The sequence below is a fragment of the Rhodococcus sp. HNM0563 genome, from assembly GCF_012726195.1.
Lineage (GTDB): Bacteria > Actinomycetota > Actinomycetes > Mycobacteriales > Mycobacteriaceae > Rhodococcus.
This window is the reverse complement of the sequence record NZ_JAASAF010000013.1, coordinates 1-22,014: the sequence shown is the minus strand read 5'-3', so window position 1 is coordinate 22,014 and position 22,014 is coordinate 1. Positions and strand designations below refer to the sequence as shown.

Annotated in this window: 21 protein-coding genes and 1 tRNA gene; 17 read left to right on the top strand and 5 right to left on the bottom strand. The window is 66.7% G+C overall.

Going from position 1 to position 22,014, the window contains the following annotated elements; all coding sequences use genetic code 11:
* Positions 1-2: 2 nt before the first annotated feature.
* The 3 genes from HCA61_RS23720 to HCA61_RS23710 are packed head-to-tail and all read left to right on the top strand — an operon-like array spanning position 3 to position 2,547.
* Positions 3-665, top strand: a complete 663-nt coding sequence (locus tag HCA61_RS23720) for a TlpA disulfide reductase family protein (protein ID WP_169690651.1) — start codon at positions 3-5, stop codon at positions 663-665.
* Entirely contained in the window at positions 662-1,360 is a 699-nt protein-coding gene (locus tag HCA61_RS23715; protein ID WP_169690650.1) for a CoA pyrophosphatase, read from the top strand. Before HCA61_RS23720 ends, HCA61_RS23715 begins: the two co-directional genes overlap by 4 nt.
* Positions 1,357-2,547 carry a MarP family serine protease gene (locus tag HCA61_RS23710; protein WP_169690649.1) on the top strand — a complete coding sequence of 397 codons (1,191 nt, stop codon included), beginning with the start codon at positions 1,357-1,359 and terminating at the stop codon, positions 2,545-2,547. The genes HCA61_RS23715 and HCA61_RS23710 overlap by 4 nt, the downstream gene beginning before the upstream one ends.
* 5 nt (positions 2,548-2,552) lie before the next feature.
* Here the strand turns inward: HCA61_RS23710 and HCA61_RS23705 are convergent, their stop codons facing one another.
* From HCA61_RS23705 to acs, 3 genes are all read right to left on the bottom strand, one after another.
* Positions 2,553-3,485 (bottom strand): alpha/beta hydrolase, encoded by a 933-nt coding sequence (locus HCA61_RS23705; RefSeq protein WP_169690648.1) that lies wholly within the window; start codon positions 3,483-3,485, stop codon positions 2,553-2,555.
* A gap of 23 nt (positions 3,486-3,508) precedes the next feature.
* Entirely contained in the window at positions 3,509-4,009 is a 501-nt protein-coding gene (locus tag HCA61_RS23700) for a phage holin family protein (protein ID WP_169690647.1), read from the bottom strand.
* Between the two features lie 209 nt (positions 4,010-4,218).
* Entirely contained in the window at positions 4,219-6,150 is a 1,932-nt protein-coding gene (gene acs, locus HCA61_RS23695; RefSeq protein WP_169690646.1) for an acetate--CoA ligase, read from the bottom strand.
* Positions 6,151-6,377: 227 nt separating this feature from the next.
* On the opposite strand from acs, the gene HCA61_RS23690 reads away from it, so the two are divergent.
* Positions 6,378-7,130: an oxidoreductase gene (locus HCA61_RS23690; RefSeq protein ID WP_169690645.1), complete on the top strand. Its 753-nt coding sequence runs from the start codon at positions 6,378-6,380 to the stop codon at positions 7,128-7,130.
* Positions 7,131-7,563: 433 nt separating this feature from the next.
* Here HCA61_RS23690 and HCA61_RS23685 read toward each other — a convergent pair whose 3' ends face one another.
* The gene (locus HCA61_RS23685; protein WP_169690644.1) at positions 7,564-8,418 is read right to left on the bottom strand and encodes an HAD-IB family hydrolase; all 855 of its coding nucleotides are present in this window, start codon (positions 8,416-8,418) and stop codon (positions 7,564-7,566) included.
* A gap of 357 nt (positions 8,419-8,775) precedes the next feature.
* Between HCA61_RS23685 and ssd the strand changes: the two genes are divergently transcribed.
* From ssd to HCA61_RS23650, 7 genes are all read left to right on the top strand, one after another.
* Positions 8,776-9,840 carry a septum site-determining protein Ssd gene (gene ssd, locus HCA61_RS23680; protein ID WP_169690643.1) on the top strand — a complete coding sequence of 355 codons (1,065 nt, stop codon included), beginning with the start codon at positions 8,776-8,778 and terminating at the stop codon, positions 9,838-9,840.
* Positions 9,837-11,006: a TadA family conjugal transfer-associated ATPase gene (locus HCA61_RS23675; RefSeq protein WP_169690642.1), complete on the top strand. Its 1,170-nt coding sequence runs from the start codon at positions 9,837-9,839 to the stop codon at positions 11,004-11,006. Before ssd ends, HCA61_RS23675 begins: the two co-directional genes overlap by 4 nt.
* Positions 11,006-11,806 carry a type II secretion system F family protein gene (locus tag HCA61_RS23670; RefSeq protein WP_169690641.1) on the top strand — a complete coding sequence of 267 codons (801 nt, stop codon included), beginning with the start codon at positions 11,006-11,008 and terminating at the stop codon, positions 11,804-11,806. Before HCA61_RS23675 ends, HCA61_RS23670 begins: the two co-directional genes overlap by 1 nt.
* An 8-nt stretch (positions 11,807-11,814) precedes the next feature.
* Complete coding sequence (locus HCA61_RS23665) at positions 11,815-12,384, top strand: type II secretion system F family protein (RefSeq protein WP_169690769.1); 570 nt, start codon at positions 11,815-11,817, stop codon at positions 12,382-12,384.
* An 89-nt stretch (positions 12,385-12,473) separates the two neighbouring features.
* Positions 12,474-12,638, top strand: coding sequence for a DUF4244 domain-containing protein (locus HCA61_RS23660; RefSeq protein WP_169690768.1), 165 nt, complete (start codon positions 12,474-12,476; stop codon positions 12,636-12,638).
* A 47-nt stretch (positions 12,639-12,685) separates the two neighbouring features.
* Positions 12,686-13,000: a TadE family type IV pilus minor pilin gene (locus HCA61_RS23655; RefSeq protein WP_169690640.1), complete on the top strand. Its 315-nt coding sequence runs from the start codon at positions 12,686-12,688 to the stop codon at positions 12,998-13,000.
* Between the two features lie 5 nt (positions 13,001-13,005).
* On the top strand, positions 13,006-13,389 hold the full coding sequence (locus HCA61_RS23650; RefSeq protein ID WP_169690767.1) for an Rv3654c family TadE-like protein: 384 nt from the start codon (positions 13,006-13,008) through the stop codon (positions 13,387-13,389).
* Here HCA61_RS23650 and HCA61_RS23645 read toward each other — a convergent pair.
* Positions 13,368-15,734, bottom strand: a complete 2,367-nt coding sequence (locus HCA61_RS23645) for a DEAD/DEAH box helicase (RefSeq protein ID WP_169690639.1) — start codon at positions 15,732-15,734, stop codon at positions 13,368-13,370. The genes HCA61_RS23650 and HCA61_RS23645 overlap by 22 nt on opposite strands.
* Before the next feature lie 351 nt (positions 15,735-16,085).
* Between HCA61_RS23645 and HCA61_RS23640 the strand changes: the two genes are divergently transcribed.
* The 6 genes from HCA61_RS23640 (at position 16,086) to HCA61_RS23615 (ending at position 21,930) form a co-directional block, all read left to right on the top strand.
* Positions 16,086-16,289, top strand: a complete 204-nt coding sequence (locus tag HCA61_RS23640; RefSeq protein WP_005248460.1) for a cold-shock protein — start codon at positions 16,086-16,088, stop codon at positions 16,287-16,289.
* 133 nt (positions 16,290-16,422) lie between these two features.
* On the top strand, positions 16,423-17,031 hold the full coding sequence (locus HCA61_RS23635; RefSeq protein ID WP_169690638.1) for a hypothetical protein: 609 nt from the start codon (positions 16,423-16,425) through the stop codon (positions 17,029-17,031).
* A 116-nt stretch (positions 17,032-17,147) separates the two neighbouring features.
* Positions 17,148-20,114, top strand: a complete 2,967-nt coding sequence (gene topA, locus HCA61_RS23630) for a type I DNA topoisomerase (RefSeq protein WP_169690637.1) — start codon at positions 17,148-17,150, stop codon at positions 20,112-20,114.
* A 46-nt stretch (positions 20,115-20,160) separates the two neighbouring features.
* Positions 20,161-21,348, top strand: a complete 1,188-nt coding sequence (locus HCA61_RS23625; protein ID WP_169690636.1) for a DNA polymerase III subunit delta' — start codon at positions 20,161-20,163, stop codon at positions 21,346-21,348.
* A 62-nt stretch (positions 21,349-21,410) separates the two neighbouring features.
* A tRNA-Thr gene (locus tag HCA61_RS23620) sits at positions 21,411-21,483 on the top strand.
* A gap of 249 nt (positions 21,484-21,732) precedes the next feature.
* Positions 21,733-21,930: a hypothetical protein gene (locus tag HCA61_RS23615; protein WP_169690635.1), complete on the top strand. Its 198-nt coding sequence runs from the start codon at positions 21,733-21,735 to the stop codon at positions 21,928-21,930.
* Positions 21,931-22,014: the final 84 nt, after the last annotated feature.

Sequence of the window (22,014 nt, the reverse complement as noted above, 5' to 3'; positions counted from 1 at the left end):
CGGTGCGTCCTTCGAGCGCAGGCCGCTGGAGCCTGGCAGCACTGGCCGTAGTGATCGCGCTGATCGTCGCCATCTGGCCCCGCGACAGCGACGCCCCGGCGCCGGCCCCCACCGACGGCCCGGGTACTTCTGCGGCACCCGTCGACCGCAGGCCCCAGGACGACGCACAAGCGCTGGACCCACTTCGCGCCGCAGCGGATCTGCCGCCGTGTCCGGCACCGACCGGCGCACCTCCGGCCGGACCACTCGCCGGGCTGGTGTTCGAGTGCGTGGGCGACGGTAGCTCCGTCGACCTTGCCGCCGGACTTGCCGGTCGTCCCGCCGTCGTCAATCTCTGGGCGTGGTGGTGCGCTCCCTGCGCCGAAGAACTCCCCGTACTCGAGGAGTTCGCGCTACGCGCGGGCGACGCAGTCTCGGTGGTGACCGTGCATACCGATCCCAACGAGAGCAACGCGCTGGAGCGGTTCGCGCGATACGACGTTCGCCTGCCCGGAGTGCAGGACGGTTCAGGACGCGTGCAGGCTGCGGTGTCCGCGCCGGCAGTCCTACCTGTCACGGTGCTCGTGCGCGCCGACGGTTCGATTGCCAAGGTGCTCCCGCAGCCGTTTCGCAGTGCCGACGAGGTGGCCGAGGTCGTAGAGACACATCTGGGGGTTGTCGCATGACACCGTATTGGCTGCGGGGTGTAGCCACTCGTGAGCCCACCGATCCGCACGGACTCAATCCTGTGCTGACTCGCGGAGCTCCACATGGGATGACCACCCGCCAGGCGTCCGTGCTCGTCCTGTTCGGCGGCTCGCCCGAGCCCGACCCCCTCGTTCGAGGAGGTCTGCCTGCAGACGCAGAGCTATTGCTCACCCAGCGCGCCGCCACCATGCGCCAGCACAGCGGGCAGGTCGCCTTTCCCGGCGGTGCTGCCGACCCCGAGGACGACGGTCCGATCGCAACCGCTCTGCGCGAAGCGCAGGAGGAGACCGGGCTCGACCCGGACGGGGTGCGACCGCTGGCGGTGCTGCCCGAACTGTTCATTCCGCCGTCGGGGTTCGACGTCACCCCGGTCGTCGCGTACTGGGAGAAGCCCAGCCCGGTCGGGGTGGTCGACCCGGCCGAGGCGGCTCGTGTCGTGCGTGTACCTGTCCGGGACCTGCTCGATCCGGAGAACCGATTCCAGGTCTCCCACCGAATGGGGTATCGAGGCCCGGCGTTCCAGGTCGACGGCATGCTCGTCTGGGGATTCACAGCGGGGGTGCTCGCCGGCCTGTTCACGGTGTCGGGATGGGAGATCGAATGGGATCACCGAGACGTTCGTGACCTGGCGGTAGTGCAAGCAGAACTCGAATCGGGGGTGATCGACGCATGACCGGATCGAACTGGATCGACCTGGTGATCGTCCTCGTCGTGATCATCGCGGCGTCGTCCGGCCTTCGGCAGGGAGCGGTCGCCTCGGCGCTGGCGTTCCTGGGTGTGCTGCTTGGGGCGGTGGCCGGCATTCTCATCGCACCTCACGTTCTCGTCCACGTCGACGAGGGGCGGTTACGGATCCTCGCCGGGATCGTGCTGATCATCGTGCTGGTGGTGGTCGGGGAGGTTGCGGGCATGGTGCTCGGCCGTGCCGCGCGCAGCAGCATGCACAGTCCCAGCGCCCGTGCGGTCGACAGCGTGATCGGCGCGGGACTCCAATCCGTCGCGGTCCTGATCGCCGCTTGGCTGCTGGCCGTCCCGTTGACCTCCGCGACGCAACCACAGATTTCCGCTGCGGTGCGTGGATCGAAGGTGCTCGGCACCGTCGACAACCTCGCCACCGACTGGATGCGGGCGATCCCCAACGAGTTCTCGGCACTTCTCGACACCTCGGGCCTCCCCGAGGTGATCGGGCCGTTCGGTCGAACACCGATCGCAGAGGTCGCCGTTCCTGACGGCACGTTGCTCGACGGGCCGATCCCCGCACAGCTGCAAACGAGCGTGCTGCGCATCAACGGCGTCGCTCCGAGTTGCCAGAAAGCGCTCGAAGGATCGGGCTTCGTGGTCGCGCCCGAACGCGTGATGACGAATGCTCATGTCGTGGCGGGGACCGCGGCGGTGACCGTGGAGAGCAACGGGCGTGCACTCGACGCGGAGGTCGTATTGTTCGACCCCGCGGTGGACGTGGCGATCCTCGCGGTTCCCGGCCTGACCGCGGCTCCGCTTCCGTTCTCCGCCACCCCAGCAGAATCGGGCGACGACGCCATCGTCCTCGGGTACCCGGGTGGTGGCCCGTACACCGCCAGCGCGGCCCGCATCCGAGAGACCCTGGACCTGCAGGGACCGGACATCTACCGCAGCGGCACTGTCGAGCGTGAGGTCTACACCCTGCGCGGGCTCATCCAGCAGGGGAATTCCGGTGGGCCGCTCGTCGACCCGCAAGGACAGATCCTGGGCATGGTGTTCGGTGCGGCCGTCGACGATACCGACACCGGTTTCGCGCTCACAGCATCCGAGGTGAGCCGTCAGCTCGCAATAGCCGATTCGATGGTCGCCGCCGTCGAAACCGGGGCGTGCATCGTCTGACGCGGTCAGAGGGCGCGGATGAAGTCCAGGAGGTCGGCCGTGACGTCGTCGGCCTTCTCCTGGTGAGGATAGTGCCCTGCGCCGTCGATGAACTTCATGATGCGCCCCGGCGCGTGTCGCACGCAGCGCCGCAAGGTCGCGGGCACCACATACGGATCGAGCGCACCGTGCACCTGCAGAACGGGGAGGGTCAACGTGACGTCCATGGCCTTCATGAACCGGCGACCGTCGGGCCGCCACTGACTACGGAATGCCCACCGCTGGTACTCGAGGCTGCAGTGCGCGACTCCGGGGATCTGCACCGCTGAGCGCAGGCGGTCGATGACGGCAGGGAATTCCGCGCTGCGCTGCCAGTCGCTGCCTGAACGGAGGCGGACCAGTCGTTCGATCTCGGCGCCCTTGTCGCGCACGAGAAGCCGTTCGGGTCGCCACGGCAGCTGATGAGCGAGGAATCGGGGCAACAGGGACTTGCGCTGCGCGCGGTCCAGAATGGCAGCATCGCGAAGCGAAATCGGGTGCGGGGAGTCCACGACCGTGATCGCGCGGACGAGCTGGGGGTGCAGAACGGCTGTGGCCCAGCACACCAGACCCCCGTCGGCGTGGCCGACGAGAACCGCTTCGGTATGTCCCAACGCGCGGATCAGTCCTGCGACGTCGCCGGCGAGGGTCCAGCCGTCGTAGCCGCGGGGCGGTTTGTCGGTGTCGCCGTAGCCACGCAGATCGATTGCGACCGCGCGGTAGCCGGCCTCGGCGACCGAGGTGAGCTGATTGCGCCACGACCACCACAGATCACCGAAACCGTGGATGAATACCACCAGCGGCGCGCCCGCCGGCGCGCCATGGGCTTCGACTGCGTGGAGTCGGATGCCGTTGGCGTGGATGTCGCGGTGGGTCCACGGCCCGTCGTAACGGACCGTGGACGGATCGGGCGGGGTCAAAGTGGATGATCGTTCGAGCTGCGTCAACGAGCTGTGTAGTGCGGGCGTTGCGCCTCGGCATCGTCGCCGGACATCGGCAGAACCGTCTTCGCCTGCTTGAGTGAGTCGATGGTCTTGCTCGGCGCCCGTAGCTTGCGCACCCTCAGGTAACCGATGAGCGCGAAGATCGCTGTCACGACCACCATCAGTAGGAAGACGATCAGGAAGGCGAGCCAGCGGGCAACCCAGACATCGAGCAGTTCGGCGAGGAAGAAAAAGAAGAAGAACGAGCTGAAAATGAGAACGGCAAGGGCGAGGATGAAGAACAGACTGCCCTGCAGACCCTTCTTGACCTCGCCGGTGACCTCCGCCTTCGCGAGCTCGACCTCGGCACGGAACAGTGTGGACACCTGCGCGGTCGCGTCACGGACGAGTTCGCCGATGCTTGCGTCCCGCGAGGTCGGGGTGTGTACCTCCGTCAGCGGAATGCCCGAGATGCTGCTCGGCGCCCCGTCTCCCGGCCGGTTCCCGTTCGTGACGCTCACTAGTCGACCCCTTCGGTTGGTTCGTTCTGCTTGCGGTGGGCTCACCCACGCCGTAACAGTAGCGCCGATCCCAGTGAGGGGGCGACGAGTGGCACAGCAAGGCGGTGGCTTTTGTGATTTCCGCGGATTCTTTGCGCTCCTGATGACGCTGCGCCCTCCCGGGACGGATGCCGGGAAGGCGCAGCGTGGATCGGACTACTTCTATCGGACTACTTGTTACGGATCGCGTCGAAGACCTTCGGGTCGACCAGCGTCGAGGTGTCGCCGAGTTCACGACCCTCGGCGACGTCGCGGAGCAGGCGTCGCATGATCTTGCCGGAACGGGTCTTGGGCAGTTCGGGCACGACGGTGATCTGCCGCGGCTTCGCGATCGGGGAGATCTCGACGGCGACGTGATCGCGCAGTTCCTTGATGAGCGCATCGCCGGTGTTCTCGACGTGCTCGAGCAGGATCACGTACGCGACGATGCCCTGACCGGTGGTGTCGTCGGCTGCGCCGACGACGGCGGCTTCCGCGACAGCGGAGTGGCTGACCAGAGCGGATTCGACTTCGGACGTGGAGATGCGGTGCCCGGAGACGTTCATGACGTCGTCGACACGTCCGAGTACCCACAGGGCGCCGTCTTCGTCGTACTTGGCGCCGTCGCCGGCGAAGTACCAGCCCTGCTCCTCGTACCGGGACCAGTAGGTTTCGCGGTAGCGCAGCGGGTCGCCCCAGATGCCGCGGAGCATCGCCGGCCACGGCTGATCGAGCACCAGGTAGCCGTTGCCGCCCGCACCGAGCGGGTGGGCTTCGTCGTCGACGATCTTCGCGGAGATTCCGGGCAGCGGAGCCATCGCCGAGCCGGGCTTGGTGGCGGTGATACCGGGCAACGGGGAGATCATGATCGCACCGGTTTCGGTCTGCCACCAGGTGTCGACGATCGGGCTCTTGCCTGCGCCGATGACCTCGCGGTACCAGCGCCACGCCTCCGGGTTGATCGGCTCGCCGACCGAGCCGAGCAGCCGGATCGACGACAAATCGTGGGCGTCGGGGATCTCGCGGCCCCACTTCATGAACGTGCGGATCAGCGTGGGTGCGGTGTAGTAGATCGAGACGCCGTACTTCTCGATGATCTCGAAGTGCCGGTGCTCGTTCGGGGAGTTGGGGGTGCCTTCGTAGACGACCTGAGTGGCGCCGTTGGCCAGCGGCCCGTACACGATGTAGGAGTGTCCGGTGACCCAGCCGATGTCGGCGGTGCACCAGTAGACGTCCGTGCCCGGCTTGTGGTCGAACACGTAATGGTGGGTGTAGGCCGCTTGGGTGAGGTAACCGCCGGAGGTGTGGACGATGCCCTTGGGTTTCCCGGTGGTGCCGGAGGTGTAGAGGATGAACAGGGGGTGTTCGGCGTCGAACGCCTCGGGCGTGTGTTCGGGGGAGGCCTTCTCGACCGTTTCGTGCCACCAGAGGTCGCGGCCGTCGGTCCACTCGACGTCGATCCCGGTGCGCTTGACCACGAGTACGTTCTGGATCGACGCGGCTCCGTCGACGGCTTCGTCGGCGGCGGTCTTGAGTGGAGCGGCCTGGCCGCGGCGCCATTGCCCGTCGACCGTGACGAGAAGTTTGGCTTCGGCGTCGTCGATGCGTGAGCGCAGTGCGGTGGCGGAGAAGCCGGCGAAGACGACGGAGTGGGTCAGTCCGAGGCGGGCGCAGGCGAGCATCGTGATGATCGCTTCGGGGATCATCGGCATGTAGATCGCGACGCGATCGCCGGTGGTCAGACCGAGGTCGGTGAACGTGTTCGCGGCCTTCGAGACCTCGGCGAGCAGGTCGTTGTAGGTCAGTGAGCGCGAGTCGCCGGGTTCGCCCTCGAAGTGGATCGCGACGCGGTCGCCGTTGCCGGCTTCGACGTGGCGGTCGACGCAGTTGTAGGCGACGTTGAGGGAGCCTTCGACGAACCATTTCGCGACGGGAGCATCGGACCAGTCGAGCACCTGCGTCCAGGGTGTGGCCCAGTCGAGCCGTTGGGCCTGGGTGTCCCAGAACGCCAGGCGGTCGGCGTCGGCAGCGGCCTGCAACTCGGGACCTGCGTTGGCGGTGGCGGCGAACTCTGCACTCGGCGGGAACACCTGCTGATCGTGGTCCTGGGCTGCGCTCGTCATGGTGCGGTGGCCTCTTTCCGGGTCGTGGCAAAACAGTTCGGACGTCAGTGAGCGTAGTCACCTGTGACACGAATCGCATCGTTGCACGACGCTGCAACCTGCTCACATGCGCTGATCGGTCGCTGTCGAGCGACGGGCGGTCGGCGGTCGCGACGAGTGGCGTCTCGGTGTGTCCGGTGATGGGCCGTGGGTGATGTTCGAAGCGCACGCCGGTACCGTTCGGGACCGTGACAGATCCGCTTCAGCCCATCCTCGATCTCCCCGGCGTGCGTGACGCGGCAGACCGCGCGCGTGACGCTCTCGCCGAGGTCCACCGTCACCGCACGAACCGTCGCGGCTGGCCGAACACCGCGGCAGAAGCCTCGGTACGGGCCGCGCGAGCATCGGCAGCGATCGACGGCGGATCTACGGAGCTTCCGCCCCCCGGGGAAACCGGCGATCCGGTCCTGTCGGGAGCTTTGCGCGTCGCGCAGTCCCTCGACGGTGACGCGCTCGCAATCCAAGTGTCCACCTGGCGCCGTGCTCCGTTGCAGGCGCTCGCCCGCCTGCACCTGCTCGCCGCGGCAGATCTGGTGGACGATCCGGAGCAGCTGGGCAGGCCTCGGCCGGAACCCGGGGTGGCGGAACGGCTCGACGCACTCGCCCAATTGGTCACGGGAGGCACTTCTGTCCCAGCGCCGGTCCTCGCCGCCGTGGTGCACGGCGAACTTTGTTCACTGAGTCCCTTCGGTGTGGCCGACGGTCTCGTGGCGCGCGCGGCGTCGCGGCTGGTGTGTGTGGCGTCCGGATTCGACACCCACAACCTCGGGGTGCCCGAAGTGACGTGGATGCGGCGAGCGCAGGCGTACCGCGACGGGATCGCGGGCTTCGCTCAGGGCACGGAAGTGGGGGTCGGCGGCTGGGTCATCTTCTGCTGTGGTGCGCTCGAGGCCGGCGCTCGCGAAGCAACGTCGATTGCCGAGGCATTCGGCGGTAAGTGACAGTCGCCGCACCCGTTCGAAGCGCTGCGCTGCTCTGAACGTGCTGCAGCGCTGCGGCTTTCGGCCACGAGATGTAAAAGCGGGTGGCTCGCCGATCGTGATCGGTGCGCCACCCGCTAGCACGGACCTGCCGGGTTACCATGCGTGCTGGTGTGGGTTGTGTGTCAACGGCCTCGGCGATGATCCGGGTGTCGGCGGTTCGCTCTTCACAACGGGTGTGAAGGTCTTGCCTTCGAGAACTCGGAACTCGCAGGCCCACAACGCTTCTGCCCTTATAGTGGCATCGGCTCCGCGTGGGTACTCGGTGTCCGTGCTGGGAAACTCGGGCGGGAGATCGAATCTTCTCTTCCGATTCGCTCTTGGCCTCCCGTGCTTCCGTAACTCATTTGTACCCCGTACTTTCGGCGTCGGCAAGACCCTGGCTCGGAAAGATTCAGCTCGGGAGTCGGAGTGGTCGGGGGTGTCGCCGGGGGTCGTGCCTGCGTCCGGCGAGGTAGACTGCGGCACCGGTGATCAACGCCGCCGACGCTCCCGCTGCAGCGAGTCGGATCAGTCCTTTCGCTGACGGGCGCACGCGTCGCGACAGGGGCACCGGTCGCGTGAAATTCAATATGGGCCATCGATTTTCGTTCGCGATTCGCCGCAATGCGCGGTCGGGATTGACCGCGCGAGGCTTGCCGACGGCCTGCAGCATCGGCACGTCCGTCGCCGAATCCGAGTACGCGTAACTACGTGTCAGGTCGTAGCCGTGTTCCACTGCAAGCTCACGTATTGCGGTGCTCTTCGCCTCGCCGAAGCAGTAGAACTCGAGTTCGCCGGCGTAGCGCCCGTCCACGATGCGCATCCGGCTTGCGGCGCTGTAGGAGGCACCGAGTGCCTGCGCGATCGGCGTGACGACCTCCTCGCCCGACGCCGACACGATCACCACGTCGTGCCCGCGGGCCAGGTGGTCCGCGATCAGGTCCTTGGCTTCGGCATACACCAACGGCGTCACGATCTCGTCGAGTGTCTCGTTCACGATCGAACGGATCTGTTCCACGTCCCAGCCCTTGCACATCTGCGCAATGTGCTCACGCATCCGATCGACGCGCTCCTGGTCGACGGTGGACAGCACGAAGAGCAGTTGTGCGTAACTGCTCGCGAGTACCGCGCGGCGGTTGAGGAGGCCGTGCTCGAAGAACGGGCGGGTGAATGCGAGGATACTCGATTTGGCGATGACGGTCTTGTCGAGATCGAAGAAGGCAGCGATCCGACCGGACTCGGCGGTATCCGCGGTCGCGTCTGTCACGTTCTCCACCATAGGGCCCTCGGTGCCACTTTCGGGGCCTGGATGTGGCGCGTCACGCGGATGCTTGAACTTGCAAACACCGAGTATGGAAGGTGTAGTATCGCGTCAGTCTGGATATCCAGGCAGTGTTCAGCCCGACCCCCCGGGGCTGAACTCTGACGGCCCTCGCCTCCTCCCCCCCCTGGCGAGGGTCGTCTTTTTTGTCATGACCGGTTCTCTCTCGGAGCCGATGACCCACCGTTCCCGGTTGCAGCCCATCACGTCGAGTTGTCCACAGGCGCCTGATTCATCCACAGATTCGGCGTTACTGGTGAATCGGCCTTCCACGGCGGTCGTCGGCGGCGCACGCTGTGCGGCATGAACGACGTCCTCGCGCTGATCGGCGACGCGACTCTGCTGGCGAGTCTGCGCCGCGTCGCAGCGGCAGCAGACCGGCAACTGGCCGAACCCGCGGCGCCGCCGCAGCGCCGCGCATGGCTGGACGCGGGTGTGGTCGTTCTCGACCGCGACGAAGCGCTCGTCTGCGCCGCTGCGTTGCCCCGCCGATCCGGGATCGTGCTGGTCTGCCCGGACACGCCCGGGCTGGATGAATGGCAGGCTGCAGCCACGGTCGGCGCCGAGCATGTTCTGGGTCTTCCCGACGACGAAGTGGAACTGCTCGCCGTTCTCGGTGCAGCGGCCGAGCCTGAGGCGGGCGGAGGCACTGTGTTCGCAGTGCTCGGTGGTTGTGGCGGGGCAGGCGCCTCGACCTTCTCCGCCGCGCTGGCATGGGTGGCTGCCACCAGGGGCGCCCCCGGCGGCGTCCTCCTCGTCGACGCCGACCCCTTCGGAGCGGGACTCGATACCCTCACGGGCCTCGAAGAACGCGCAGGCATCCGATGGTCCGGACTGACCATCGACTCCGGCACTGTTTCTGCTCGCGCTCTGCGGGACGCCGTACCCGAATGGCTATCGGGAGTGGGCGTGCTCGCAGGCGACCGGGGTGCCGAGCGCATCGGCGCGACCCCACTCACCGCGGTCCTCGAAGCAGTACGGCGCGCGGGCGCCACTGTGGTCTGTGACGTAGCCCGTACGTTCGACGAGGTAGCCGAGGCCGCGATCGCTGCTGCCGACACCACTGTGCTCGTCACCCAGGCGCGGGTGAGCAGCGCGTTGTCTGCCGCACGGACAGCCGACTGGCTCGCCGGCCGTGCCGCCACTGCGGGAGTCGTGGTGCGTGGCCCAGCGCCCGGCGGTCTGCGCGCCGTCGACGTCGCAGCCGTCGTGGGACTACCGCTGCTGGCCGCGATGCGTCCTCAGCCAGGACTCGCAGAGGCACTCGAACGTGGCGGTCTGCCCCTACGCCGGCGGTCGCCGCTCGTTGTTGCTGCCCTCGAGGTCCTCGACTCGTCCGGTCACACCGGGGCGCGGCGGATCTCATGAACAATGTTCTGGACGCCGAACTGCTCGACCGGGTACGCGACCGGCTCGCGGCTGAACCGGGAGAGCTGTCGCCCGCACGGGTCGCGTCTGCACTGCGTGCCGAGGCGAGCGGCGTACTCGGCGACACCGACCTCCTTGTCGCACTGCGCCACCTCCAGACAGAGCTCACCGGAGCAGGGCCACTCGAAGCGTTGCTTGCAGACCCCACCGTGACCGATGTGCTGGTCACCGCACCCGACCGGGTGTGGGTCGACTGTGGTGGGGGCTTGACCCTCACGCCGGTGACCTTTCCGGACGAGGCCGCCGTCCGACGGCTCGCGCAGCGTCTCGCATTGTTCGCCGGGCGCAGGCTCGACGACGCGCAAATGTGGGTCGACGGCCGACTGCCCGGGCACGGCGAGTTCGGCGTCCGTCTGCACGCGGTCCTTGCGCCCGTCGCTCAGGGCGGCACGTGCCTGTCGCTGCGTGTGCTGAGGCCGGCCACGCAGGGGCTCGATGCGTTGGTCGAACGTGGGGCAGTGCACCCCGAAGCCCACCGATTGCTCCGCCGGATCGTGGCGGGGCGCCTCGCCTTCCTCGTCGTCGGGGGAACGGGGGCAGGAAAAACAACGATCTTGGCGGCGCTCCTCGGCGCTGTGGATCCCGCGGAGCGAATCGTGTGCGTCGAGGACGCGGCCGAACTCGTCCCCGATCACCCTCATGTGGTTCGTCTCGTCGCCCGAGCGCCGAACGTCGAAGGCGTAGGAGAAGTCACCGTGCGCGACCTCGTGCGTCAGGCATTGCGGATGCGGCCCGACCGGATCGTCGTCGGTGAGGTGCGAGGCGCCGAGGTGGTCGATCTACTGACAGCGCTGAACACTGGTCACGACGGTGGCGCGGGAACAGTCCATGCGAACTCGCCCGACGAAGTACCCGCCCGGCTCGAAGCGCTCGCAGCCCTCGGCGGACTCGATCGTGCCGCCCTTCACAGTCAGCTTGCTGCAGCAGTGCAGGTGATCCTTCATGTCCACCGTGCTCCCGACGGCACCAGGAGGCTCGTCGAGATCGGGGTGCTCGAACGCGACGCGGTAGCGGGGGTACTGGTGGTGCCCGCGTGGACATACGCCGACGGTGCTGTGCCCGGTTCGGAACTGCTCGAACGGATCCTGCGGTCGAGGGAGCGGTAGTGACAGCATCCCTCCTGTGCCTGGCTGCCGCCGTCCTCGCTTCTTCCGGTGCCGATGCGCGCCGGCGACTCGGACGGCCCGCCACCCCTTCATCGGCAGCGTTACGCCGACCGAACCGCGTGCTCTGCGCGGTGGTCGTCGCGTCGGCTGCAGGATTGATGGGTGGAGCAGGTGTTGCCGTCGCCGTGGCGGTCGCAGTAGCCACGATCATCTTCCGGTTGCGTCGCCGACAACGGGCTGTGTGTCTCGACACCGAACGCCGGGTCCTGCTCTCCGCCCTGGACATGGTGATCGCGGAACTCCATGTCGGTGCGCATCCCGCCGACGCGTGCGATACGGCCGCGCGTGAAACAACCGGCCCGACGTCGGACTCGTTGCGTGTCGCCGCGGCCCGGGCCCGGTTGGGGGGATCTGCCTCCGACGGACTGCGCGGTGCAGCAACCAAATTTGCTTACGACGGAATCGGTGAAAGCCTCATCCGGGTTGCAGATGCATGGTCGGTTTCGGATCGTCACGGCCTGGCGCTCGCCGAACTACTGTCGGCGGCCCGATCCGATCTCGCTGCGCGCCTGCGGATTCGGACCAGAACCACAGCAGGACTCGCCGGTGCTCGCGCCACCGCAACGGTTCTTGCCGCGCTCCCCGCGCTCGGGGTGGCGCTGGGGCAACTCATGGGAGCGTCGCCTCTGACGACGCTCCTCGGTGGCGGTCTCGGCGCAGTGCTACTGGTGCTCGGCACGGTGCTCGTGTGCGCAGGACTGCTGTGGACCGACCGCATCGCTGACAGGGTAGGCCGGTGAGCGCGTCGATGTTGCTGCCGTCGTTGTGCCTTGCGGCAGCGCTGATTGCGGTGCCGGACCCTGGAACGCGACGGCTGCAGGCTTTGCACGGACCGCCCGGCGCGACGACGAGCACCGCGACCGGAAACGTGCAGGATCCGCATGCGACCGCCGCCGCATTCGATCTTTTCGCTGCGTGCCTGCGAGCGGGGATGCCGGCAGCATCGGCGGCGGGTGTGGTCGCGGAATCTGCGCCGCCTGTGCTCGCTGCAGCGCTCCGTCGAGGAGCCGACCGTCTGAAGCTCGGCGCCGACCCGGCAGACGCGTGGTCCGCGGAAGGCGACCTGCTTCTCGAAGACTTCGCTCGCGCTGCGCGGCGATCGGCGAAATCCGGTGCGCCACTGTCCGACATCGTTTCCGAACTCGCCGTGCGGCATCGCTCGGATGCCGAAGACGAAGCTGCAGGCGCCATCGAACGTGCAGGGGTGCTGGTGAGCGGTCCGCTCGGCCTGTGCTTCCTACCGGCCTTCGTGTGCCTGGGCATCGTGCCGGTGGTGATCGGCCTGGCTCGGGGCGTCCTGGGATCAGGGCTGTTGTGACGTCGACGCGGACCGTCCGCGTCGACAGAAAGGGGAATCTCGTGTTCGCTGAATCCATAGAAGAAGATCGGTCGTTCGCCCGCCGCGTCATGAAGGTGGCGGCCGGCGACGACGGCATGTCGACGGCCGAATACGCCATCGGCACGATTGCCGCGGCGGCATTCGGCGCGGTGTTGTACACAGTCGTCACCGGCGACGGAATCGTGTCGGCGCTGACGGGCATCGTCGAACGAGCCCTCAACACCTCGGTGTGACCGGGTGGGCTCGTGCTCGTCGCGTCGCTGCGCGGGACGAGGGTGGTGTGACCGTCGAAGCGGCACTCGCGATCGCGTCACTCATCACGGTTCTGACGCTGTGTCTCGGTGCGGTGCTGTGTGTTTCGCAGCAGGTGCGGTGTCAGGATGCTGCCCGTGAGGCGGCGCGGCTGGTGGCGCGCGGTGACGAGGCCCGGGCGGTCGAGGTGGCCGCCCGGGTCGCGCCGCAGGGCGCGCACATCGAGGTGAGTGTGGAAGACGACCTCGTCGTAGCGACCGTGAGCGTCGATGCGCCGCTGCTCCCGATGGTGACCCTGACGGCCGACGCCGTTGCGGTCCGTGAACCGGGGGAGGTGTCGTGACGCGGGTGGATCTGCGCGAGGAGAGTGGCAGTGCCAGCGTCCTCGGGTGCTGCATCATAGCCGCACTCATCGCGATCACCGCGACCGTTGTGCACGTCGGATCGGCTGTGGTGGTTCGGCACCGGCTGCAGGCCGCGGCAGACATGGCGGCATTGGCCGTCGCATCGTCGCTCGATCGGGGAGTGACCGAGGCGTGTGCGGTCGCGGAGACGGTGACCGTCCGCATGGACGTGGGTGTGCGGAGTTGCCGGATCCACGGGTGGGACGCGGTGGTGGAGACCTACGCTGCGGTCTCGCCGATGTTCGGCGACCGGGACGCATCGGCGATCGCCCGAGCGGGGCCTGCCCTCGGCGACGAACCGACCGCTCACGTGGACGGTGGAGGTTGAGTGCCGAGTGCCTCGAGTACGGCGGTCAACAGTGCTGTCGCACCGGCCTTGTCGAGTGGGTCATTGCCGTTGCCGCACTTGGGTGAGTGCACGCACGACGGGCATCCGTCGGTGCATTCGCACGACTGCACTGCATCGCGGGTGGCGGTGAGCCACTGGGTGATCCGTGAGAATCCGCGTTCGGCAAAACCTGCCCCACCCGGATGCCCGTCGTAGACGAACACGGTGGGCAATCCGGTGTCGGCGTGCAGATCGGTGGACACACCACCGATATCGCCGCGATCACACGTCGCGACGAGCGGTAGCAATCCGATGGCGGCGTGCTCGGCGGCGTGCAGAGCACCCGGAATCCGCTCGGGTGTCAACCCGATCCGGTCGAGCAATTCCGGGGTGACGGTGTACAGCACAGCGCGGGTGGGCAGGGTCTGTGCCGGCATGTCCAGTTCGATCTGGTCGAGCACCTCCCCGGAGGGGAGACGCCGGAGATAGGCGACAACTTGCCCGGTCACTTCGACGGTGGCCATCTGGACGGTGACGGGCCCGTATGTGCGGGCCTCTTCCACAGCCACGACTCGGATGTCGGTGACCTCCCGAACGGACGTCGACCACTCCGGATCCTCTGCGTGCACGAGCGCGACACCGTCGTCGAGCTGAAGCTCGTCGACGACGAACGTCTCACCCTGATGGAGGTGCACTGCGCCGGGGTGGACGGTTGCCGGCGCGCGTCCCGCCTCGACGGTGCCGAGCATCCGGCCGGTGTCGGCTTCGACGATCGCAACCGGATGGCCGATGCCGCCGCGGATATCGACCTCGGCGTGCGGATGAGTGTCCGGTGTGACGAACCAGCCGTGGGGTCGCCGACGAATCAGGCCCTGCCCCGCTAGTTCCGTGAGCAACTCTTGCGCATCGAACCCCTCGGCCTCGGCATGTGAGAGCGGCAACTCCAGGGCAGCGCACAGTAGCTGCGGCCCGAGCACATACGGATTCGACGGGTCGGTCACGGTCGCTTCGACGGGCCTGTCGAGCAGCGCCTGCGGGTGATGCACAAGGTAGGTATCCAGTGGGTCGTCGCGTGCGACGAGGACGACGAGAGAACCCTGTCCGCGGCGCCCGGCCCGACCGCCCTGCTGCCAGAACGACGCGACGGTGCCGGGAAATCCGGCGACGACCACGGCATCGAGGCCCGCAATGTCGACCCCGAGTTCGAGAGCGTTGGTGCTCGCGACCCCGAGTAACCGACCATCGGACAGTGCGGCCTCGAGATCGCGACGATCTTCCGCGAGATACCCGGCGCGGTAGGTCGCGACCCGGTCCGCGAGTTCGGGCGCAGTTTCGGCCAGCAGACGCCGCGCACCCATCGCGGTGAGCTCTGCACCATGACGGGAACGGACGAACGCCAGCGTGCGCGCACCTTCGACGACGAGGTCGGCGAGAAGCCGGGCCGCCTCGGCGCCGGCAGCGCGGCGAACGGGTGCGCCGTGCTCACCGGTGACGTCCCGGAGTAGCGGCGGTTCCCATAAAGCGACGGTGCGCGGACCGTGTGGCGAACCGTCCTCGGTGACCTCCTCGCACGGCGCCCCGATCAGTCGTGAGGCGGCGGCTCCGGGGTCGGCGGTGGTAGCGGATGCCAGGATGAACACCGGGTCGGCGCCGTAGTGGTTCGCGAGCCGGCGCAACCGTCTGATGACCAGCGCGACATGCGACCCGAAGACTCCGCGGTACGAGTGGCACTCGTCGATCACGACGTACCGCAGCCGCCGAAGCAGTCGAGCCCAGCGCGCATGGCCGGGCAGTATCGCCAGGTGCAGCATGTCGGGGTTGGTGAAGATCCACCGAGAATGGCTTCTTGCCCATCGACGTAGTTCGGTTGAGGTGTCGCCGTCATACGCGCACGGGTGAACAGTCGACAGTTCACCCGTCCCGCCGGTCAGTTCCGTCACTGCGCGCAGCTGATCGGCGCCCAGTGCTTTCGTGGGGGAGAGATACAGCGCCGTGGACTGAGGGGCCGACGCGAGCGCGGTGAGCACCGGAAGCTGGTAGGCGACGGATTTGCCCGATGCGGTGCCGGTCGACACCACGACGTTCCTGCCCGCAGATGCGAGGTCGGCGGCGTGAATCTGATGGCGCCAGGGCTCCGACACTCCTTGTTCGCGGAGCGCGTCGACGACGCAGTCGGCGGCCCAATCCGGCCAGCGGACGTGTTGCGCCTTCCGTGCGGGTAGATCGGCTGCGTAGGTGAGAGGGTGTTCGTTCGACGGTGTGCCTGCGAGCAGTCGGTCGAGTAGCGCCTGTCCGTAACCGGGTGGAGAGCCCGTGTCGTGGTGGATAGGTGATGGACTGGTCACGCGTCGGCTCCGGTGGATCGAATTCGGTGCGGGTCGAGGCGATGGTGCGTAGCATGGAATCAGCCTTCTACCCGCTGGTCATGCTACCGAGCGGCCTACAAGATCAGAATTTTGGCGCGATTGTGCCATACCTACTGTTGTGACCGCCCGGAACATGATTGACTGGCACGCGGTCGCAGCTTCTGTGTTCGTAGACTTGAGAAAGTGCACGCTCGCAGGATCGTGGTTGCGAGCGGTGTGCTTTAGCTCTTCCAACGGGGGATTCGAAAGGTACAGCGGTCGGAATCGGGACCTGGCGGCCGCTGTCCCCAGCGGCTCGTCGAATCCGGTGTTAGAAAGAGAAGGAAAAGCATGGCACAGGGCACTGTGAAGTGGTTCAACGCGGAGAAGGGCTTCGGCTTCATTGCTCCGGAGGACGGCTCTGCCGACGTGTTCGTTCACTACTCCGAGATCCAGGGTTCCGGTTTCCGTACCCTCGAGGAGAACCAGCGCGTCGAGTTCGAGGTCGGGCAGGGTACCAAGGGCCCGCAGGCCACCGGTGTGCGCGCCGTCTGATTCGGCACGCTCCGTCGAGCGCCTCTGAGAGCGATCGCTCTCACTCCCTCGTCCCCTGTCGCCACCGGCGATGGGGGACGATGGCTTTCTCGGATCGATACAACTGGAAAAGGCAGTACCCAAGGAGGTAGCAGTGAGTCAACTGTCCTTCTTCGGCGCCGATACCGCACCGCCGGCATTGTCCGACCTGAGCGGGCTGCTCGCCTCGCAGGGACGAATCGTGACGCGCACAGCCGACTCGGCGCAGATCACAGTGACGGTCGAGGCGCCATGGCGCGCGTCCGCGATCACCGATCAGATCATCGCGACAGGTTTGACCGCGGCGATCGACGCGTTACCGGACGGGTCTGCGCGGGTGTGCACCGCCGACGTTTCCGATCTCGTTCCGCTCGCGACCGCGTGGTCGCACGGCGGATCCAAGCGTGTTCCGGCCGGATGGGTCCCGAGCGCAGGGGCGCTGCGGGCATGGTTCCTGGCAGCGGGCCGGATGGAAGTGGTGGGTGAGCGGTACGTCCTCGGGCTCGATCCGGATGCGCCCGGCACGTATGTGTCGCTTTCCGAGGCTCTGATGGTGGCCGGAATCGCTCCCACCTTGATCAGCCCGCATGGTGCCCCACCAGGGTTGCGAGTGTCGGGACCGCGCCGAATCGCGCGGCTCGCGGAGAGCGTCGGAGCACCACCCGACGACTCCGAAGCCCGCGCGATCTGGCCACGTCACGAGCACTTCGACCACTACATGTGACGAGGGATCGACCGAGTGTGTGCGACCCTGTGTGTGACCGAGTCGGGGAGACAGGTCGGTATACATGTCTTCGAGAGACGGACATGTCGGCAAAACGGGAAGGTTCAGGCGTCACGGTGGCAGCACGGGACAAGAGCACGTCGGACAACGCGTCGGGCACGCGCCGACTCGTCATCGTCGAGTCTCCGACCAAGGCAAAGAAGATCGCCCCCTACCTGGGGCGCAACTATGTCGTCGAAGCCTCCGTCGGACATATACGCGACCTACCCCGCGGTGCAGCCGACGTCCCCGCCAAGTACAAGGGCGAGTCGTGGGCCCGGCTCGGTGTCGATGTCGATCATGACTTCGAGCCGCTGTACGTCGTCAGCCCGGAGAAGAAGTCCAAGGTCACCGAGCTCAAGTCGCTCCTGAAGGATGCGGACGAGCTCTACCTCGCGACAGACCCCGACCGCGAGGGTGAAGCCATCGCATGGCACCTCCTCGAGACCCTCAAGCCCAAGGTTCCGGTACGCCGGATGGTCTTCCACGAGATCACCGAGCCCGCGATCCGTGCCGCGGCCGAGAACACCCGAGAGCTCGACAACGACCTGGTCGACGCACAGGAAACCCGTCGCATCCTCGATCGCCTCTACGGCTACGAGGTCAGCCCGGTGCTGTGGAAGAAGGTCATGCCCCGGCTCTCGGCAGGCCGAGTCCAGTCGGTCGCGACCCGTGTCATCGTGCGACGCGAACGTGAGCGCATGGCGTTCAAGTCTGCCGAATACTGGGATATCGCGGCAACCATGGATGCCGGTGCAGATGCGAGTCCCCGATCGTTCGGAGCACGTCTGGTCAACGTCGACGGCTCCCGCGTTGCGGCAGGTCGCGACTTCGGCCCCGACGCCGTTCTGAAGACCGACGGTGTCATCGTGCTCGACGAGGCCTATGCCCGTCGCCTGGCCGATGCGCTGTCCGGTGTCGCGTTGACGGTGTCGTCGGCCGAGAGCAAGCCGTACACGCGCAAGCCCTATGCGCCGTTCATGACGTCAACGTTGCAGCAGGAAGCCGGCCGTAAGCTCCGGTTCTCGTCCGAACGCACGATGCGCATCGCGCAGCGGTTGTACGAGAACGGTTACATCACCTACATGCGTACCGACTCGACGACCTTGTCCGAGTCGGCGATCGCCGCGGCCCGTTCGCAGGCCACCCAGCTGTACGGCGCCGAGTATGTCCACGCGACACCCCGCCAGTACACCCGCAAGGTCAAGAACGCCCAGGAAGCGCACGAAGCGATCAGGCCCGCCGGCGATGTCTTCGCGACTCCGGGCGAACTGCATGCGCGGCTCGATACCGACGAATTCAAGCTGTACGAGCTGATCTGGCAGCGTACGGTCGCGTCGCAGATGGCCGACGCCAGAGGCACCACCCTCACGCTCCGCATCACCGGCACCGCCGGGACGGGTGAGGTGTGCACGTTCTCGTCGTCGGGTCGCACGATCACGTTCGCCGGGTTCCTCAAGGCCTACGTCGAAAGCGTCGACGAAGAGGCAGGTGGTCAGTCGGACGACGCGGAGTCGCGGCTACCCAACCTCAGCGAGGGCTCTGCAGTCACCGCGACGAAGCTGGACCCGGATGGGCACTCGACCAACCCGCCGGCCCGTTTCACCGAAGCGAGCCTGATCAAGACTCTCGAAGAGCTGGGTATCGGGCGTCCGTCGACCTACGCGTCGATCATCAAGACGATTCTCGATCGCGGCTATGTCTACAAGCGTGGCAGCGCGCTGGTGCCTTCGTGGGTGGCGTTCGCGGTGATCGGTCTGCTCGAGGCTCATTTCGGTCAGCTCGTCGACTACGACTTCACCGCAGGTATGGAGGACGATCTCGATGAAATCGCCTCGGGTCAGGAGCAGCGCAGTGCCTGGCTGTCGCGGTTCTATTTCGGTGGCGAGCACGGCGACGAGGATTCGGTTGCCCGCAAGGGCGGCCTGAAGAAGCTGGTCGGGCAGAACCTCGAAGACATCGATGCTCGCGAGATCAACTCGATTCGGCTGTTCGATGATGCAGAGGGTCGCGAGATCCACGTGCGAGTGGGCCGGTTCGGTCCGTACCTCGAGCGGATGGTCGCCGACCCCGACAATCCCGAGGCCGATCCGATCTCGCAGCGCGCGAACCTGCCAGAGGATCTGCCGCCGGACGAGTTGACCCTCGAATACGCGGAGAAGTTGTTCTCCACCCCGCAAGAGGGTCGGGTTCTCGGTGTTGATCCGGCGACGGGACACGAGATCGTCGCTCGCGAGGGTCGCTTCGGCCCGTACGTCACGGAGTTGCTGCCCGAGCCGAAGCCCGATCCGGAGCCGGAACCCGATGTCACGCCCGTACCGGTCGAAGAGCTGACGAGCGGCGGCGCAACGAAGACCGCGACCAAGACGGCCGCAAAGAAGGCGGCCAAGAAGGCGCCGGCGAAGAAGGCCGCGAAGAAGGCCACCGGCCCGAAGCCGCGCACGGCATCTCTTCTCAAGACGATGGAGTTGTCGTCCGTCACTCTCGACGACGCTCTGCGGTTGCTGTCGCTACCGCGTGTGGTCGGTGTCGATCCGGAATCCGGTGACGAGATCACCGCGCAGAACGGTCGTTACGGTCCGTATCTGAAGAAGGGCACCGACTCGCGTTCGCTGGCGACCGAGGAACAGATGTTCACGGTCACTCTCGACGAAGCCTTGAAGATCTACGCAGAGCCGAAGCGTCGCGGACGTCAGGCAGCGGCAGTTCCGCCGTTGCGTGAACTCGGTGTCGATCCGGTCAGCGAGAAGCCGATGGTGATCAAGGACGGTCGCTTCGGTCCGTATGTCACCGACGGTGAAACCAACGCGAGTCTGCGCAAGGGCGACGAGGTCGGCACGATCACCGACGAACGAGCATCCGAGTTGCTGGCGGATCGTCGTGCCCGCGGGCCGGCGAAGAAGACGACCAAGAAGGCGGCGAAGAAGACGCCCGCCAAGAAGACCGCAGCGAAGAAGACCGCAGTCAAGAAGGCAGCGGCGAAGAAGGCGCCCGCCAAAAAGGCCGCAGCGAAGAAGACCGCAGCCGACGGGCCGACCGACTGATCTGCCCTGACCGAGGTCGTCGGTGCCGATCGCTACGCTGAGCCACATGCCCGGAGTATTCGATCGTCTCGTCGGTCAACGTGATGTCGAGACCGATCTGGTGGGTGCGGCGGTAGCCGCGCGCACCGGCGTCTCCGGCTCTGCGATGACGCACTCCTGGCTGTTCACAGGCCCGCCCGGATCAGGACGCTCCGTTGCAGCCCTGTGCTTCGCGGCGGCACTGCAGTGCACCGACGACGCAACACCCGGATGTGGTCGCTGTCACGCATGCACCACCACGATGGCGGGCACCCACGGCGATGTTCGACGTGTGGTTCCCGAAGGCCTGACGATCAGTGTCAAGGCGATGCGCGAGATCGTGCAGGTCGCGTCGCGTCGACCGAGTACCGGGCGTTGGCAGGTTGTGGTCATCGAAGATGCCGATCGCCTCACCGAAGGCGCTGCGAACGCGCTGCTCAAGGTCGTCGAAGAGCCGCCGCAGCGCACGGTCTTCCTACTGTGTGCACCGTCGGTGGATCCGGAGGACATCTCGGTGACCTTACGGTCGAGGTGCCGGCATGTCGGGCTCATCACTCCGAGCGTCCACTCGATCGCCCAGGTCCTCCGCGACGTCGACGGTATCGCTGAGGATGCCGCGCAGTGGGCCGCGTCGGTCAGCGGTGGTCATGTGGGTCGTGCTCGACGTCTCGCCACAGACGCGGCGGCCCGCGACAACCGCGCCCGCGCTCTCGATGTCGCGGGCGCCGTCCTTCGACCCGCCACCACCTATACGTCTGCGGAAGAACTCGGTCGGCGCGCGGAGGCCGAAGCCAAAGAGATCAGTGCAGACCGCGACGAACGCGAAACCGAAGAACTCAAGACCGCTCTCGGTGCCGGGGGAACAGGTAAAGGAGCTGCCGGTGCCCTGCGAGGTTCGGCGGGGATACTCAAGGAACTCGAACGCACCCAGAAGTCACGCAAGACCCGCACCGAGCGCGACATCATGGACCGTGCCCTCATCGACCTTGCCGGGCTGTACCGGGATGCACTCGCGCAGTCGATGGGCGCTGCGACGACGCCCAACCATCCCGACATGGCCGACCGCGCCCGCGACCTCGCCTCCCGAGCGAAGCCCGAAAGGCTCCTCGACTGCATCGAAGCGATCCTCGACTGTCGTGAAGCGCTCGCGCAGAACGTCAAACCCCGTTTCGCGCTGGCCGCGATGGCGGCTCGTCTGAGCGCCGCGTTTCGGTGAGTTTCCTGCCGGTTTGCGTCGGGCGGGGGGTTTTCGGCTAGACTTCGGTCGCCGCAAGGCGCGCTGCCTTAGCTCAGTCGGTAGAGCATTTCACTCGTAATGAAAAGGTCGAGAGTTCGATTCTCTCAGGCAGCTCAGAGGTGAAGGCCCCGTCCACATGGACGGGGCCTTCACCGTTCTCGACCTTCCACCGGATCTGCGTGGATCATGGGCACCATGCTGATGGAACTGTTCTCCCTCATCCTGATTCTCGGTGCGCTGGCAGTTGTGCTTCCGATGGCGATTCGAGTCTTCCGTAACCGCGACGATCGCTAGGTGCGCGATCCGCCTCCGGGGAGTTCCGCATCTCTCGACAAGCTGCGGTGTGACGCCCATGCTCGATACATGAGCGAGTCGTTGAAGAGGCGAGTGCGCGACAAGATCCTCCGACAGCGTGCCGAGGATGGGGGCCGGCCCGTCGGGGACGCCGAGGGAGACGACCCCAGGGCCATGGACCTGGACCACGATCTGATGTTGCTCGATCGCGCAGAGGAAGATGACGCCGTAGTACAGGCGCTTGCGGAGAAGTATTGGGTGCCCTGAGAGCAGTAAAACTCCGTTGACCTGGCGATTTGGTGTTCCGGTGAGTCCTCGCGTAACTTATTCCAGGTCAGAGCGACACGGACA